The following is a 13,924-nucleotide window of genomic DNA, read 5'->3' as shown; positions in this document are numbered from 1 at the left end:
CATAGAAGCCGATTCGCCACGCCGCCCGAGTAGCTTAGGGGTTGGCGCGGCAGCGCTTCATGCTTCGTCCGCCGGGGCCCGGAAAGAAGGCGAAGCCATGAACGCACAGGAAATCGCTGCGATGCTGCCGCCGCATTCGGTGCTGGCGGCGTGCAGCGACAGCGAATTGACCGATCTTTTGTCGGCATCCTCCGTGCACAATATGAAGGCCGGCGAGACGATTCTTCGCCAGGGCGATGAAGGTGATTCCGCCGTGGTGATTCTGGCGGGCATCGCGCGGGTCAGCATGATCGCGCCCAACGGCCAGGAAATCGTGCTCGATTATGCCGAACGCGGCGCCGTGCTCGGCGAAATCGCGCTGCTCGACGGGTTGCCGCGCACCGCGTCGGCCACCGCGCGCTATGCCGGGCGCTATCTCCGCATCGGCCGTGCCGCGTTCGAACGGCTCGTCGAAAACCATCCCAAGGTGGCGCTGCGCATGTTGCGCGATATGGCGCGGCGGCTGCGCGATACCGATGCCACGATCGAAACCGATCGGGCCTTCGCCGCCGGGCCGCGCCTTGCCCGTTTCCTCAAGCGGCTGACCGACAACAAGGCCGACGGCCACCGACTCGCCGGCGATCTCAGCCAGAGCGAGCTGGGCAATTTCGTCGGGATGAGCCGGGAAAATATCAATCGCCAGCTGGCATCCTGGGCCGAAGCCGGGGTGATCGAACTGGCCAATGGCCGCGTCCGTATCGTCGATGACGCCTATCTCGCGCAGATCGCCGAAGCGGGCGATTGATCAGCCGGCCGGCCCCAGCCACGCCACCAGTTTCGCTGCCATCGCCGCGCCCTGTTCTTCCTGAAGGAAGTGGCCGGCGCCCGCGATTCGACTGTGGGGCTGGCCGGCGGCGCCGGGCACGCGGGTCTGAAACACCGCTTCCCACGCGATCGTCGACGGATCGGAATCGCTGAACAGCGTCAGGAATGGCCGGTCGAAGGTTTCGAGCACGTCCCACGCGGCCCGGTTTTCGGCCACGCCCGGATAGCTTTCGTCAAGCGGGATGCAGCAGGTGATCTGCAATGCCCCCGCCTTGTGCGCCGCATCGGGGAAGGGCGCGTCATAGGCCGCCAGCACCGCCGGCTCGGGCCGCTGGACGCAGACCGCCGCGATAATCTCGCTCACCGGCAGGTCGTCGCTGGTGCGGCAGGTTTCGGCCCATGCCTCGATGATCGGGCCGGGCCAGCCGTCCACGCCGCGCGGCGGCGGCTCGCAGGTTGGCAGCAAGGTGTTGGCCACCGCCACGCCGGCAAAGCGTTCGGGCATGGTGGCGAGCACGCGAAGGCCGATCGGCCCACCCCAATCCTGGCAGACCAGGGTGATGCGGTCGAGGTCGAGCGCGTGAACGAAATTCGCCATCCAGTCGACCAGCCGGGCATAGCTGTAGCTTGCCCGTTCGGTCGGCTTATCCGATCGGCCGAAGCCGATATGGTCCGGCGCCACCACGCGATATCCCGCCGCGACCAGCGGGCCGATCATCTTGCGATACAGGAAACACCAGCTCGGTTCGCCGTGCAGCATCAGGATCACCGGCGCGTCGCGCGGGCCTTCGTCCAGATAATGCATCCGCAGCGGGCCGAGCCGGGCGTCCGCCATCTCCAGATAATGGGGCGTGAAGGGAAAGTCGGGCAGGCCGGCGAAGCGGTCGTCGGGCGTGCGCGCCACGCCGGGGCGGATCAGCATCTCTGTCTCCATTTCCGTCGGCGGGTCGCCCCGGCCTCATCCTCTGCCATGGCCGCGCCATCGCTGAGGGGCTATGCCATGCCACGGAAACGACAAGAATGAGGATGCCGATGCTCAGCCAGCAGGAGATTTCCGACCGCCTGGAGATACAGGACCTGTTCGCCCGCTATTCCTTCGCGATCGACGATCGCAACTGGGATGGGCTGGACGATGTGTTCACCGAGGATGCGATCATCGATTATTCGGAAGTCGGCGGATCGCGCGGCACCTATCGCGAGATCAAGGCGTGGCTCGGCACCGCGATGGAGCGGTTCAAGGGCTTCCAGCACATGGTGGCGACGACCGAATATAAGATCGACGGCGACAGCGCGACGACGCGCACCATCCTGTTCAACCCGATGATCATGTATCCGGATGGCAGCGAGGTGCCGGGCAACGACAAGGTGTTCTTCGTCGGCCTCTGGTACCGCGACAAGCTGGTGCGGACGGCCAAGGGCTGGCGCATCGCCGAACGCTACGAACAGAAAAGCTGGTTCCACAATTCGCCGGCGGAGCTGGCCCCGCCGGCCTGACGCTGAAAGGTGGAGGCCGGCGCCGGCCTCCATCCGTTTAGAGCGATTTCCGGGTCAGCAGTTGATCCCAACTGCTTGGAAAATGCTTTAGCAGCGGCGCTTGCTGTCGATTTCCTTGCCGAGCAGCGCGCCGGCGGCTGCGCCGACCACGGTGCCGGTGGTGCGATCGCCACGGGTATCGACCGCGCGGCCGAGCAACGCGCCGCCGGCGCCGCCGACGATCAGCCCGGTCGTTCCGCTCGACTTGCGGCAATGCGACCGGCGATAATCGCGATGCTTGCCCTGATAATGGTGGTGGCGCCGGGCTTCGACCTGATCGGTCGGCAGCACCATGGCGGCGGGAATGGCGAGCGACGCAGCGCCCAGCGCGAGCATCATTTTCCGCATAAAATCTACCCTTTGCTTTATCTTGGCGTCCCTCGGGACCCGCCCCTTCTGGCGGCGTCCACCTGAGCGGACGGCAACGATCGCAAAGCGATGGGCTGACGGCGACGGCCTGTGCGGCGGCTGCGGTGAATGGTTAATTTTGCGTGATTTGGAAGGCGGCAAGCAGTTGCGGCGCGATCTTGGCAAGGTCGTGCCGGGCCTCCACCCGTGTGCGGCCTTCGGCGCCCATTGCGGCCATCCGTTCAGGGCTGGCGGCCATCGCGTCGCTGATCGCGGCGACCAGCGCGTCATGGTCGCCCGGCGCGATCAGCCAGCCGCAGGATGCGTCGACCAGTTCTGGGATGCCGGCAATCGTCGTCGTCAGCGCCGGGCGACGCATGGCAAAGGCTTCCATGATCACGATCGGCAGCCCTTCGGCATAGCTTGGCAGCAGCAGCGCGCGGCCGGTGCCGATCGCTGCGCGCACCTCGGCATTGGATCGCCAGCCGGCCAGCGTCACGATGTCGCCCACGCCATGCTTCGCCACCTCTGCTTCCACGGCCGCGCGGCTTTCGCCATCGCCGATCAGCAGCACGCGCAGGTCGGGAAAGCGGCCGCGCACTTCGGCCACGGCGGCGGGAATGTGCACCTGGCCCTTTTGCGGGCACAGCCGGCCCACGCACACCAAAGTCGATCCCTGCGGATCGCCGGCGGCATCGGGGAAATCGTCCAGCTTCAGGCCGCAATGGACGATGTGGATACGGCCCCAATGCGCTTCGCCGACATGTTCGGTCAGCCGGCCCCGGCAATATCGGGTGATGGCGATCACCGCCGCCGCATTCTCGATCTTGGGGCGGATGCCGATGCCGGGCAGGTCGATCAGCTCGTCCGGCCCATGCACGGTGAAGCTGTAGGCGGGGCCGCCCATCAGCCGGCTCAGCATGGCGACGGCGGTGGCATTGGTGCAGAAATGGCAATGGACATGGGTGATGCCGGCCTTCGCCGTTTCACGGCGCAGCGCCGCGGCCTGCATCAGATAGGCGATATGATGGATGATCCGGCCCTTGGCGGCGCGGATCAGCCCCAGCCATGTCGGCAGCGCTCGGGCCAGCTTGTGGGGGCGGGTCAGCAGCTCCGCCAGAAAGGCGATCAGCAGCCCCGGCGCATTGCCGCTCAGCAGATATCGGGTCTTGTCCTGCTCGGCCAGATCGAGCGGATCGACCAGCGTGTCGTTCCACCGGCGAACGGCGAAACGCGTGACCGGCGTTCCCGCCTGTTCGATCGCCGCTATCTCCCGCCGGATGAAGGTGCCGCTCGTCACCGGATAGGTGTTCATCAGATAAGCGAGCGTCATTCCGGCTCCATCGTCGCGGCAAGGCGCGGGTTCCATAACAGCGATGATGCAGCGCGGCAAAGGGGAGGCGCCATCTGTCCGAAATCGGACGATGCTGTCCGCCTGCGGACAGGGTGAATGCCGCAATTTGGTGATTTTCACCAACTATCGGCGGCCCGTTCGGTGCAGTTTCGGCCAAAACAGGAAAATTGCCGCCAATTTGCCGGTTTTCGGCAATTGGCACGGTCCCTGCAATCCTTGTTGGCATAGCCCGGACGGATCGACCGGCCGGAACCACCAAGGGAGTAAGACGATGTTCAAGTTCGAAAAAAGCCAGGCCCAGCGCGTTGCGGTTTCGCTGGTTGGTGCCCTGATGCTCAGCGCGGCCTGCGTCACCGCTGCCGTCGCCCCGGTCAAGGCCGCGCCGATCTCCGCGCAGCGTTACTGATCCCGCCCTCGGATTGAAGGGACCCATGATGACAAGCCGTTATTATCTCGACAAGCGCAATGCCAAGCTGATGGGCGTCTGCTCCGGCTTCGCCAACTATACCGGGGTGGATGTATTGCTGGTCCGCATCGGTGCGCTGCTCCTCACGCTCTGCGTGTTCGGTGCGCCGATGCTGCTTCTCTACCTGCTCACCGGCTGGCTCGCCAGCGACAGGCCGTAAGCCTACGGCCTGCCGCCCCGGCGGGCGGCGCCCGCCCCTCAGGGGGCTTCCACCACGGTCAGCTTTCTTTCGGTGGACAATATGATCCCGGCGACATGATCGGTGACGACAGCGCGCACCACATAATCGCCGGCGGGATCATCCGGCTCGATGAAGATGCCGAGCGATTCTTCCGACAGTTGCAGCGCCCCGCCGCCCGGCGGTGCCTTGCCCACGGCCACCACGGCATTGCTGTGCTCGGCGAAGATCTGCCCCGCCGGGCCGATCAGCGTGAAATCCACCGTGACGTTGCAGCGATGGATCGCATCGCCCTTGCAGCCGGTGAACACGATGAAACTGTCCACCACCTGTTCGCGCCCGATGCGTTCGATCGTAGGCGACTGCGTGGCGCGATCCGGCGCCTGCCAGTCGCGCAGCAATTGCGCGGCATCGGCGGTGATGATCTGCTGGACGGCAAAGCCCTCCTTGCGCGCGAAATCCGAAACGGGCGCGGCCGCCGCGATCAGCGTGGGCGCCAGAACGACGGGCAGCACGGCGGGCAGGGCGGCGAACAACATGGAGCCGCGCTGTAACATCAACAGGTTAACCGGCCGTCAGCGCGGCCTTGTCCACAGGCCGGCACGGTCGATGCGCGGAATCGCCTTGCGGCTGGCGGCCAGCGCCGCCGATCGCGCCGCCCAGGCCAGCTTTTGCCCGCGTCCGATTACGACGCGATGGTCCCATGCCTGTTCGCCGCGCGCGGCCACTTCGCGGGCGATGCCGGTATAAATGTCGGCGGCGGAAAGCACCGCCCATGCATCGCGGAAACCTAGCGCCGATGCGCCACCGCGCGCTGCCGCCTCATGCGCCTCGGCGCGCGCCGCCAGCCGCTTCGCCAGCAGCGCGATGCGCGGGCGCCAGGGCGGGCGCATCGCTTCGCCCGGGGGCACGTCCATCTCGGCCAGCCAGTCGTCCGGCAGATAGCATCGCCCGGCGGCGTCATCCTCGTTGATGTCGCGTGCGATATTGGCGAGCTGGAAGGCGATGCCGAGGTCGCAGGCGCGGTCCAGCGTGTCATGATCGTCGGCGCGCACCCCCATCACCATCGCCATCATCACGCCGACGACGCCGGCGACATGATAGCAATAGCGATAAAGATCGTCGGCATGGCGCGGGGTGAACCCGGCCGCGTCGAGCGCGAAGCCCTGCACCAGATCGCGCGGCAGCGCGTGCGGGATGCCGCATTCGGCCACCACCACGCCCAGCGCGTCGAAGGCGGGATCGCCGGTCGCGGCTCCCGCCAGCGCCTGTTCGGTCAGCCGTTCGATTTCGGCCAGCCGGGCGGCGGGATCGTCCACCCGCGCCATCGCATGGCCATGATCCTGCCCGTCGGCCAGATCGTCGCAACGCCGGCACCAGGCATAAAGCAGCCAGGCGCGTTCGCGCGTGGGGCGGCCGAACAGGCGGCTCGCCGCGCGAAAGCTCTTCGATCCCCGGGCGATGCTGCGCTGGGCGGCGGCGACAAGGGCGGCGCGCTCGCTCATAGGTCGCCGCGCACCATCTGGACGATGCTCGGCGCGGTCCGATGGCGGGTGAACTTGTCGAGCAATTCCTCGATCGTTCCCGCCTCGACCAGATTGGCGCGATGTGCGGGCAACAGGAAGCCGGCGGCGACGGCGCCGTCCAGAAAGGCGGTCAGATGGTCGTAGAAGCCGGCCGCATTCAGCAGCCCGCACGGCTTGGCATGATAGCCGAGCTGCGCCCAGCTCAACGCCTCGAACAGCTCGTCCATCGTGCCGATCCCGCCGGGAATGGTGACGAAACCGTCGGCAAGGTCGGTCATCATCGCCTTGCGCTGGTGCATGTTCGCGACGATGTGGAGCGCGGTGCAGCCCTTGTGCGCCACTTCGGCATCGCGCAGCGCCTCTGGGATCACGCCGATCACCTCGCCGCCGGCATCCAGCGCGGCATCGGCCACAAGCCCCATCAGCCCCAGACGGCCACCGCCATAAACGACACCGATACCGCGCGCCGCCAGCGTGCGGCCGACCTGCCGGGCGACATCGGCGAAGATCGGTTCGTTGCCCAGGCTCGATCCGCAATAGACGGCCAAGCGGCGGATCATTTCATGTCCTCCAGCATCAGTGCGGCGGTGGCCTTCGCCGATCCGACGACGCCGGGGATGCCCGCGCCCGGATGCGTGCCCGCGCCGACGAAATAGAGGTTGGGGATACGATCGTCGCGATTGTGGGTGCGGAACCACGCGCTCTGCGTCAGGATCGGTTCCAGGCTAAAGGCCGAACCGAGATGCGCGTTGAGATCGCCGGCGAAATCCACCGGCGCATAATGGAAGCTGGTGATCAGCCTTTCCTTCAGGCCCGGCATCAGCCGCCGCTCGATTTCCGCCAGAATGCGCTCGGCATAGATCGGCCCCACCTGTGCCCAGTCGATCGGCAACTTGCCCAGATGCGGCACCGGCGCCAGCGCGTAGAAGGTCGAACAGCCCTCGGGCGCGAGGCTCGGGTCGGTCACGGTCGGGTGGTGCAGATAAAGCGCGAAATCCTCGGCCAGCACGCCATGGTCGTAAATGTCGGCCAGCAGCGCGCGATACCGGTCGCCGAACAGAATCATGTGGTGGGGAATGCCGGGCCATGTGCCCTTCACCCCGAAATGGACGAGGAACAGCGACGGCGAAAAGCGCTTCGTCTCCAGCGCGCGCGCCGCCTTCTGCCCGCGCACGGTGTTGCCCAGCAGGTCGCGATAGCTGTGCATGATGTCGGCATTGCTGGCCACCGCCGCATATTCGCCGCGCCAGCCGCTTGCGGTGCGCACGCCGGTTACGCGGTCGCCCAGCGTCTCGATCTCGGCCACCGGGTCGCCCAGCCGGATGGTGCCGCCCAGCCGCTCGAAATGCGCCGCCATCGCCGCCACCAGCCGGTTGGTGCCGCCCTTGGCAAACCACACCCCGCCATCCTTCTCCAGCTTGTGGATCAGCGCATAGATCGCGCTGGTGGTGAACGGGTTGCCGCCCACCAGCAGCGTGTGGAAGCTGAACGCCTGGCGCAGTTTCTCGTTCTTCACATAATGCGAAACGATCGAATAGACCGATCGCCAGGCCTGATAGCGCGCGAGGCTTGGCGCCGCCTTCACCATCGACGCGAAGTCGAGGAAGGCGACATGGCCCAGTTCCTCATAACCCTTGGCATAGACGCCGGCCGAATATTGCAGGAATTGCTGATAGCCGCCGGCGTCGCCGGGTTCGATCCGCGCGATCTCGCGCATCAGCGCGGGCTCGTCGTTCGAATAGTCGAAGCTTGTGCCGTCGGGCCAGTTCAGCCGGTAGAAGGGGTTCACCGGCACGAGGTCGATATCCTCGTCCATCACCCGGCCGGTCAGCGCCCACAATTCGCGCAGGCAATCGGGATCGGTGATCACGGTGGGCCCCGCGTCGAAGACGAAGCCGTCTTTCTCCCACATATAAGCGCGGCCGCCCACGCGATCGCGGGCCTCGATGATCGTCGTCGCGATGCCGGCCGATTGCAGGCGGATGGCCAGCGCCAGCCCGCCAAAGCCGGCACCGATCACCGCCGCCGTTCTCATGCCCGCATGTCCGTTCGTTCTCCCATCAGCCGGATCGCGCGCAGCACCGGCACCGGCGGCCGCCCGGCGAGGATGCGGAACCGGTCCATGCCCGTCGACTGCGCGGCATAAAAGCGTTCGATCAGCGCGCGGTCCAGCCCATAGAAACGCTGCATCACGCGATAGCGGCGCTCGGGTTCGGCGGCGCGGAACAACATGCGGCCCAGCATCCGGTAAAAGCCGCGCTCCTCCCATGTCGCCCGCGCATGTTCGCGCATCACATCGTGCAGCGTGCGCGATGCCGGGCTGGGCAGGCCGGCGACGAACATCGCGGTGCGCACCGCATCGGGCAGCGAATAGCCGGTGGTCGGGTGGAACAGACCGGCGCGGACGCCCGCCTTGGCCACGTCCTTCGCACCCGATTGCCAATAAGCGTCGAAATCGCCGCCCAGCGCCACCGGCAGCACGCCGGTTTCCTGCCGTTCCACCTCGGCTATGGCCCAGCCCTTGGCGGTGGCATAATCGGCGATCCGCGCGGTCACTGCGTCCAAGTCGATCAGCGGCGCGTCGCTATAATAAGTGTCCTCGATCAGCAGCCGGTCCGCATCCAGCGGCAGCACATAGACGAACCGATAGCCGTCGATCTGATCGACGGTCGCGTCCATCACCACCGGCCGTTCCAGCCCGTGCGGGCTTTCCAGCCGCACCACCTGGCCGACGAACTTCTGCCAGCCGCAGTCGATCTGGCCCAGATCGCCCGGCCCCCGCGCGTCGATCACCGCCTTGGCCTGCACGCGATCGCCGCCCTCGATCAGCAGCGTCGTCTTGTTGAGCGCGGTGATCCGCCGGCCTGTCATCACCAGATCGTCGCGCAGCGTGCGCCGGACCACCGCATCCAGCCGTTCGGACAGGATCGAATAATAAGGCGTGCCCAGCTTCCGCCGGCGCCCGGGGAAGGCGACGTTATAGCCCTGCCAGCCATGGCCGACGAGCGGGGCGAGCAGCCAGCGATCGGCATCGGCCACGTCATTGTGGAAGAAGGACCAGATATGGTTGCCGCCGATCGTCTCGCCTTCGTCGACCAGCAGCACGCGCACGTTCGGCCGGCGCGCGGCCAGCGCCAGCGCGATCAGGCTGCCCGCCAGTCCCCCGCCGGCGATCGCCAGGTCACAATGTTTGGTCTGCGCCATTGGTCGACAGCCTTACACGGATCATCGCCCGCGCGTCATCCCTTCACCGCAGTATCGCGGGCATGGAATTGGTTAAGCGGAAGAGGAAGGGGCGCGCCCGCGTGTTTCTGCCCTCGTTCCGAGGCAGTTTGCGGCGCTGACATGGTTGCGATTGCAATGGAGCGCGCCTATCTTTGGCCCTGATTTCAGTGAGGAGTGATGCCGTGAACGACCGGATGAACAGCGCGACCCGTCCTGTTTCCTCCGCATTCACGGTGCTTCATGCCAAACTTCCTTACGCTCGATTCTCTCTCCGTCGCGACGCCTGATCAGGGCCAGCTTTTCGACAATCTGAACCTTGCGGTGGGGGCCGAGCGTATCGGCCTTGTCGGCCGCAACGGTTCGGGAAAATCCACCTTGCTCCACATTATCGCCGGCCGGTCCGAACCGGCGGCGGGCAAGATCATGCGGTCCGGCACGGTCGGTTCGCTGGCGCAGGCGTGGGATGAAGTGGATGTCGTTTCCGGTGCGCTCGGCATCCGCGATGCGCTGGCGCTGCTCGACCGCATTCTCGCGGGCGAGGGCGATGAGGCGGATTTTTCCGCCGCCGACTGGGAATTGCCGGCGCGGAGCGAGGCGGCGCTGGCCGAGGTAGGCCTTGGCGGCATCGCGCTCGATCGGCCGATGGGCACGCTGAGCGGGGGCGAGAGGACGCGGATCGGCATTGCCCGGCTGTTGATCGAGGCGCCCGACCTGCTGTTGCTCGATGAGCCGACGAACAATCTGGATGCAGCGGGACGTGCGGCGATCCTGGCGTTGATCCGCGACTGGCGGGGCGGGGTGATCGTGGCCAGCCATGATCGCGCTTTGCTGGAAATGGTGGATCGCATCGTCGAACTGACCCCGGTGGGTGTGCGGATCTTCGGCGGCGGGTGGAGCGCCTTTGCCGAGGCGCGCGAGGCCGAGCGGGCGCGGGCTGCATCAGACATGGAGCGCGCGGACGGCCAGTTGCGCGATGCCCAGCGCGCCCTGCAGCGCCAACGTGAGGCCAAGGATCGCAGGGACAAGGCAGGGCGCGCCTTCGCCGCGCGCGGATCGGAACCCAAAATCCTGTTGGGCGCCCGGGCCGAACAAGCGGAAAATAGCGGTGCGAAAGCGCGACGGACCGGCGAGCGACTGGTGACCGATGCGCTGGATCGGGCGGATGCCGCGCGCGCCAGAATGGAGATCGTGACCCCGCTCACCATCGCGCTGCCGCCATCCGGCCTGCCTGCCAATGCCGACCTGCTGGCGATGGACGCGGTGACCGTGGCCGCCGGCGACCGGGTGCTCGGTCCATGGACGCTCAATGTCCGGGGGCCGGAGCGGATCGGCATCACCGGGCCCAATGGCGCGGGTAAGACGACGCTGATGAAGGCGGCGCTGGGTGCGGTGCCGCTGCGATCAGGCGAGGTTCGCCGTGCCAGCGGGCGGATGGCGATGCTGGACCAGCATGTCGGCCTGCTGCGACCGGAAGAGAGCATCCTGGCCAATTTCCGGCGGCTCAACCCCGGTCTTGGCGAACAGGCCGCTTATGCCGCCTGCGCGCGCTTTGCCTTCCGCAATCGCGATGCCTTGCAGCCGGTGGCCACGCTTTCCGGTGGCGAACGCCTGCGCGCGGGGCTGGCCTGCACGCTGGCCGGGGAACGGCCGCCCTGGCTGCTGATGCTGGACGAGCCGACCAACCATCTCGACCTGGAATCGATCGAGGTGCTCGAATCCGCGCTCGCCGAATATGACGGCGCTATCCTGATCGTCAGCCACGACACCGCCTTTCTCGACGCGATCGGCGTCGAGCGGAGGTTCGCGGTAATGCGATCCGGTTAGAGCCGCTTATCCGAAGCGATTGCTCCGGATAAGCCGCTCTATGGTTTTGTTATGCCGCGATTTCCGAGCCAGCAGATGAATTCGTCTGCTTCGAAATCGCTTTAGAGGCAGGATTCGAGGAAGGGCTGGTCGAAGCCGAACTGCTTGGCCTTGTCGAGCGTGTAGGGGCGCAGGCCCATGGAGCGATATTCGCCCATGATCTTGCCGTCGGCGCTTTCGTCCAGATATTCGAACTTGAACAGTTCCTGCGTGACGATCACCGGGCCTTCCATGCCGATCACCTCGGTGATGTTGGTGACGCGGCGGGAGCCGTCGCGCAGGCGCTTCACCTGGACGATGAGATCCACCGAATCGGCGATCTGGCGGCTGATCGCTTCCTTGGGCACCTTGATGTCCGACATCATCACCATGTTCTCCATACGCGCCAGCGCCTCGCGCGGGGAGTTGGAGTGAAGCGTACACATCGAGCCATCGTGGCCGGTGTTCATGGCAGCGAGCATGTCGAAACATTCGCTGCCACGAATTTCGCCGAGGATGATGCGATCGGGCCGCATACGCAGCGCGTTGACGACGAGATCGCGGATGGTGATCGCGCCATTGCCTTCCAGATTGGCCGGGCGGGTTTCCAGCGGCAGCCAGTGCGGCTGTTGCAGGCGGAGTTCGGCCGCGTCCTCGATGGTGATGACGCGTTCGCCCGGATCGATCATCTTCGACAATGCGTTGAGCATCGTCGTCTTGCCCGAGCCGGTGCCGCCCGAGATGACGATGTTGAAGCGGCTGGCGCCGGCGATCTTGAGCGCGGTCGCCATCTTGGGGCTCATCGATCCGAAGCCGGCCATCATGTCGAGCGTGATCGGCTTGGCGGAAAACTTACGGATCGAGATGGCGGTGCCGCGCAGGCTGAGCGGCGGCACGATCACGTTGACGCGGCTGCCGTCCGGCAGGCGGGCGTCGGCCAGCGGCGTCGTCTGATCGACGCGGCGGCCGACCTTGTTCACGATGCGCTGGGCGATCTGGAACAGATGTTCCTCGTCGCGGAACTGGATCTGGGCGAGCGTCAACTTGCCCTTCTTTTCGATGTAGGTCTGTTCCGGCCCGTTGACCATGATGTCGCTGATGTCGCTGTCGGCCAGCAACTCCTCCAGCGGGCCGAGGCCGAGCAGTTCATCGACCAGCACCTTTTCCAGCGCGAATTGTTCGCGGCGGTTGAGGTTGATCTTCAGTTCGGCCAGCACCTCGCCGATGATCGGGCGGAATTCCTCGGCCAGTTCATCCTTGCTGAGCGTGGCGGCGGCCTCCGGGTCGACGCGTTCGAGGAGGCGCGGCAGCACCTGTTCCTTGATCTTGTGGACCGACGCCTCGAACCCTTCGACCTTGGCGGTGCCTGCTTCGCCGGGCGAATCCTGGCGATGGGCAAGCCGCGCCATCGCATCGAGCGGGGCGGCGGCTTCGACCGCGCCGGGCAGCGTTTCGGCGTCGACCGGCGGGAACTGGTTGCCGCCATCGAGCGGCGAGGCCGGAGCCGCGCCGCCGCCCTGCATGGGCCGCGCGACGCCAAAGGAGGGACGCTGGGCACCACCGCCCGTCAATCCACCGCGTCGCCCGAATGCACTCATCGCCCTACCACCTTGTCTTGGGTCATTTGGATTGAAGATAGGCGAGAGACTTTGACAATTGCCTAACTCCGCCCGATGGGGGCGCCGATGAACGCCTCCGCCGCCTCCGCTCCGTCCGTGGCGTCCAGCGATCGCCGGGCGGCGATGCTGCTGGCGCTGGCGGGATTCGCGATGCTGACGGTGGGCGATGGCATCGTGAAATCCATGGCCGGCCAGTGGCCCGGATCGGCGGTTTCCGCGCTGCGCTATGTGTTTGGCGCGGTGGGGCTGGCGATCGGCATCGCCATTACGCAGGGGCGTAGCGGCTTCACCTGCCCGCGGCCGTTGCTGCAATTCGGGCGTGGCGCGGCGGTGGCGGTGGCGACGCTGGGCTTCTTCCTGGGCGTGCAGGCCATGCCGATCGCGGATACCACCGCGATCCAGTTCACCAGCCCGATGCTGACGGCCTTGCTGTCCGCCTTGATCTTGCGCGAACGGCCGACGCGGGCGGCGATGGTGGCCACCGCCACGGCCTTTGCGGGCGTGCTGATCGTGCTGCGGCCCAATCTGATCGCGCTCGGGCCGGCGGCGCTGCTGCCCGTTGGCGCCGCGTTCGGCATGGCCTTCCTGATGATCTTCAACCGCATGGCGGCGGGCAGTGCGCCGGCCTTGCAGATGCAGTTTCTGATCGCGTGCTTCGCCACGCCGATCCTGCTGGCGGCGGCGGCGCTGGGCGAGCTTTCGGGCATGCCGGCGCTCCATATCGCCTGGCCGGACTGGACGGTGGTGCTGCGCTGCGCGGCGGTGGCCTTTACCGGCACGACCAGCCATCTGCTGATCTATCTGGCCACGATGCGGGCCAGCGCGGCGACGATCGCGCCGATGGTCTATGTCCAGATCATCGTCGCGCTGATCATCGGGGCGACGATTTTCGGCGATTTCCCCGATCCGGTGACGTTGGGCGGCGTCGGCCTGATCGTCTGCGCCGGGCTTTGGCTGTTCCACAGCCAGCGCGAGCCGGTGGTGGAGGGGACGCCCGACTGATCCTGCGTTATGCTGCCCCCGTTTTTC

At 66.5% G+C, this 13,924-nt stretch carries 15 protein-coding genes; 6 read left to right on the top strand and 9 right to left on the bottom strand.

The annotated features are described in order from the left end of the window. Positions 1-97: 97 nt before the first annotated feature. Positions 98-784, top strand: coding sequence for a Crp/Fnr family transcriptional regulator (locus CHB74_RS01910; RefSeq protein ID WP_089217885.1), 687 nt, complete (start codon positions 98-100; stop codon positions 782-784). Here CHB74_RS01910 and CHB74_RS01905 read toward each other — a convergent pair whose 3' ends face one another. Further along, entirely contained in the window at positions 785-1,726 is a 942-nt protein-coding gene (locus tag CHB74_RS01905; protein ID WP_089218006.1) for a haloalkane dehalogenase, read from the bottom strand. 98 nt (positions 1,727-1,824) lie between these two features. Between CHB74_RS01905 and CHB74_RS01900 the strand changes: the two genes are divergently transcribed. After that, positions 1,825-2,298 carry a nuclear transport factor 2 family protein gene (locus CHB74_RS01900; RefSeq protein WP_425442227.1) on the top strand — a complete coding sequence of 158 codons (474 nt, stop codon included), beginning with the start codon at positions 1,825-1,827 and terminating at the stop codon, positions 2,296-2,298. 87 nt (positions 2,299-2,385) lie between these two features. Here the strand turns inward: CHB74_RS01900 and CHB74_RS01895 are convergent, their stop codons facing one another. Together CHB74_RS01895 and CHB74_RS01890 are read right to left on the bottom strand one after the other, a co-directional pair. Next, positions 2,386-2,685: a glycine zipper 2TM domain-containing protein gene (locus CHB74_RS01895; RefSeq protein ID WP_089217884.1), complete on the bottom strand. Its 300-nt coding sequence runs from the start codon at positions 2,683-2,685 to the stop codon at positions 2,386-2,388. A gap of 133 nt (positions 2,686-2,818) precedes the next feature. Then, positions 2,819-4,018, bottom strand: a complete 1,200-nt coding sequence (locus tag CHB74_RS01890) for a glycosyltransferase family 4 protein (RefSeq protein WP_089217883.1) — start codon at positions 4,016-4,018, stop codon at positions 2,819-2,821. A 292-nt stretch (positions 4,019-4,310) separates the two neighbouring features. Here CHB74_RS01890 and CHB74_RS22590 point away from each other — a divergent pair, with 292 nt between their 5' ends. Together CHB74_RS22590 and CHB74_RS01885 are read left to right on the top strand one after the other, a co-directional pair. Continuing rightward, positions 4,311-4,445, top strand: a complete 135-nt coding sequence (locus tag CHB74_RS22590; RefSeq protein ID WP_281253514.1) for a hypothetical protein — start codon at positions 4,311-4,313, stop codon at positions 4,443-4,445. 28 nt (positions 4,446-4,473) lie between these two features. Beyond that, entirely contained in the window at positions 4,474-4,665 is a 192-nt protein-coding gene (locus CHB74_RS01885) for a PspC domain-containing protein (protein WP_089218004.1), read from the top strand. Between the two features lie 38 nt (positions 4,666-4,703). On the opposite strand, the gene CHB74_RS01880 is transcribed toward CHB74_RS01885, so the two are convergent. Genes CHB74_RS01880 through crtY form a run of 5 tightly spaced genes read right to left on the bottom strand, consistent with a single transcriptional unit; the run spans position 4,704 to position 9,413 of the window. Continuing rightward, on the bottom strand, positions 4,704-5,240 hold the full coding sequence (locus CHB74_RS01880) for a hypothetical protein (RefSeq protein ID WP_245842534.1): 537 nt from the start codon (positions 5,238-5,240) through the stop codon (positions 4,704-4,706). A gap of 18 nt (positions 5,241-5,258) precedes the next feature. Beyond that, entirely contained in the window at positions 5,259-6,188 is a 930-nt protein-coding gene (locus CHB74_RS01875) for a phytoene/squalene synthase family protein (RefSeq protein WP_089217881.1), read from the bottom strand. Then, complete coding sequence (locus CHB74_RS01870; RefSeq protein ID WP_089218003.1) at positions 6,185-6,766, bottom strand: LOG family protein; 582 nt, start codon at positions 6,764-6,766, stop codon at positions 6,185-6,187. Before CHB74_RS01870 ends, CHB74_RS01875 begins: the two co-directional genes overlap by 4 nt. Continuing rightward, positions 6,766-8,244 carry a phytoene desaturase gene (locus CHB74_RS01865; protein WP_089217880.1) on the bottom strand — a complete coding sequence of 493 codons (1,479 nt, stop codon included), beginning with the start codon at positions 8,242-8,244 and terminating at the stop codon, positions 6,766-6,768. The genes CHB74_RS01870 and CHB74_RS01865 overlap by 1 nt, the downstream gene beginning before the upstream one ends. Further along, positions 8,241-9,413, bottom strand: a complete 1,173-nt coding sequence (gene crtY, locus CHB74_RS01860; protein WP_089217879.1) for a lycopene beta-cyclase CrtY — start codon at positions 9,411-9,413, stop codon at positions 8,241-8,243. Before crtY ends, CHB74_RS01865 begins: the two co-directional genes overlap by 4 nt. A 261-nt stretch (positions 9,414-9,674) precedes the next feature. On the opposite strand from crtY, the gene CHB74_RS01855 reads away from it, so the two are divergent. Then, on the top strand, positions 9,675-11,258 hold the full coding sequence (locus tag CHB74_RS01855) for an ABC-F family ATP-binding cassette domain-containing protein (protein ID WP_089217878.1): 1,584 nt from the start codon (positions 9,675-9,677) through the stop codon (positions 11,256-11,258). A 101-nt stretch (positions 11,259-11,359) separates the two neighbouring features. Here CHB74_RS01855 and CHB74_RS01850 read toward each other — a convergent pair whose 3' ends face one another. Further along, positions 11,360-12,874 carry a TadA family conjugal transfer-associated ATPase gene (locus tag CHB74_RS01850; RefSeq protein WP_179220668.1) on the bottom strand — a complete coding sequence of 505 codons (1,515 nt, stop codon included), beginning with the start codon at positions 12,872-12,874 and terminating at the stop codon, positions 11,360-11,362. An 87-nt stretch (positions 12,875-12,961) separates the two neighbouring features. On the opposite strand from CHB74_RS01850, the gene CHB74_RS01845 reads away from it, so the two are divergent. Continuing rightward, on the top strand, positions 12,962-13,897 hold the full coding sequence (locus CHB74_RS01845; RefSeq protein WP_089218002.1) for a DMT family transporter: 936 nt from the start codon (positions 12,962-12,964) through the stop codon (positions 13,895-13,897). The last annotated feature ends 27 nt before the right edge of the window (positions 13,898-13,924 follow it).

It is taken from the genome of Edaphosphingomonas laterariae, assembly GCF_900188165.1.
GTDB classification, from domain to species: Bacteria; Pseudomonadota; Alphaproteobacteria; order Sphingomonadales; family Sphingomonadaceae; genus Sphingomonas_E; species Sphingomonas_E laterariae.
Note: the sequence above shows the minus strand (reverse complement) of the source record. Positions and strands in the feature narration are given on the sequence as shown.

What these genes read in the sequence shown, in the direction of transcription:
- CHB74_RS01885 (WP_089218004.1), top strand. Translation starts at nt 4,474, where the DNA reads ATGACAAGCCGTTATTATCTCGACAAGCGCAATGCCAAGCTGATGGGC.
- CHB74_RS22590 (WP_281253514.1), top strand. Translation starts at nt 4,311, where the DNA reads ATGTTCAAGTTCGAAAAAAGCCAGGCCCAGCGCGTTGCGGTTTCGCTG.
- CHB74_RS01905 (WP_089218006.1), bottom strand. Translation starts at nt 1,726, where the DNA reads ATGCTGATCCGCCCCGGCGTGGCGCGCACGCCCGACGACCGCTTCGCC.
- CHB74_RS01865 (WP_089217880.1), bottom strand. Translation starts at nt 8,244, where the DNA reads ATGAGAACGGCGGCGGTGATCGGTGCCGGCTTTGGCGGGCTGGCGCTG.
- CHB74_RS01850 (WP_179220668.1), bottom strand. Translation starts at nt 12,874, where the DNA reads ATGAGTGCATTCGGGCGACGCGGTGGATTGACGGGCGGTGGTGCCCAG.
- CHB74_RS01855 (WP_089217878.1), top strand. Translation starts at nt 9,675, where the DNA reads ATGCCAAACTTCCTTACGCTCGATTCTCTCTCCGTCGCGACGCCTGAT.
- crtY (WP_089217879.1), bottom strand. Translation starts at nt 9,413, where the DNA reads ATGGCGCAGACCAAACATTGTGACCTGGCGATCGCCGGCGGGGGACTG.
- CHB74_RS01880 (WP_245842534.1), bottom strand. Translation starts at nt 5,240, where the DNA reads ATGTTACAGCGCGGCTCCATGTTGTTCGCCGCCCTGCCCGCCGTGCTG.
- CHB74_RS01875 (WP_089217881.1), bottom strand. Translation starts at nt 6,188, where the DNA reads ATGAGCGAGCGCGCCGCCCTTGTCGCCGCCGCCCAGCGCAGCATCGCC.
- CHB74_RS01910 (WP_089217885.1), top strand. Translation starts at nt 98, where the DNA reads ATGAACGCACAGGAAATCGCTGCGATGCTGCCGCCGCATTCGGTGCTG.
- CHB74_RS01900 (WP_425442227.1), top strand. Translation starts at nt 1,825, where the DNA reads ATGAGGATGCCGATGCTCAGCCAGCAGGAGATTTCCGACCGCCTGGAG.
- CHB74_RS01890 (WP_089217883.1), bottom strand. Translation starts at nt 4,018, where the DNA reads ATGACGCTCGCTTATCTGATGAACACCTATCCGGTGACGAGCGGCACC.
- CHB74_RS01845 (WP_089218002.1), top strand. Translation starts at nt 12,962, where the DNA reads ATGAACGCCTCCGCCGCCTCCGCTCCGTCCGTGGCGTCCAGCGATCGC.
- CHB74_RS01895 (WP_089217884.1), bottom strand. Translation starts at nt 2,685, where the DNA reads ATGCGGAAAATGATGCTCGCGCTGGGCGCTGCGTCGCTCGCCATTCCC.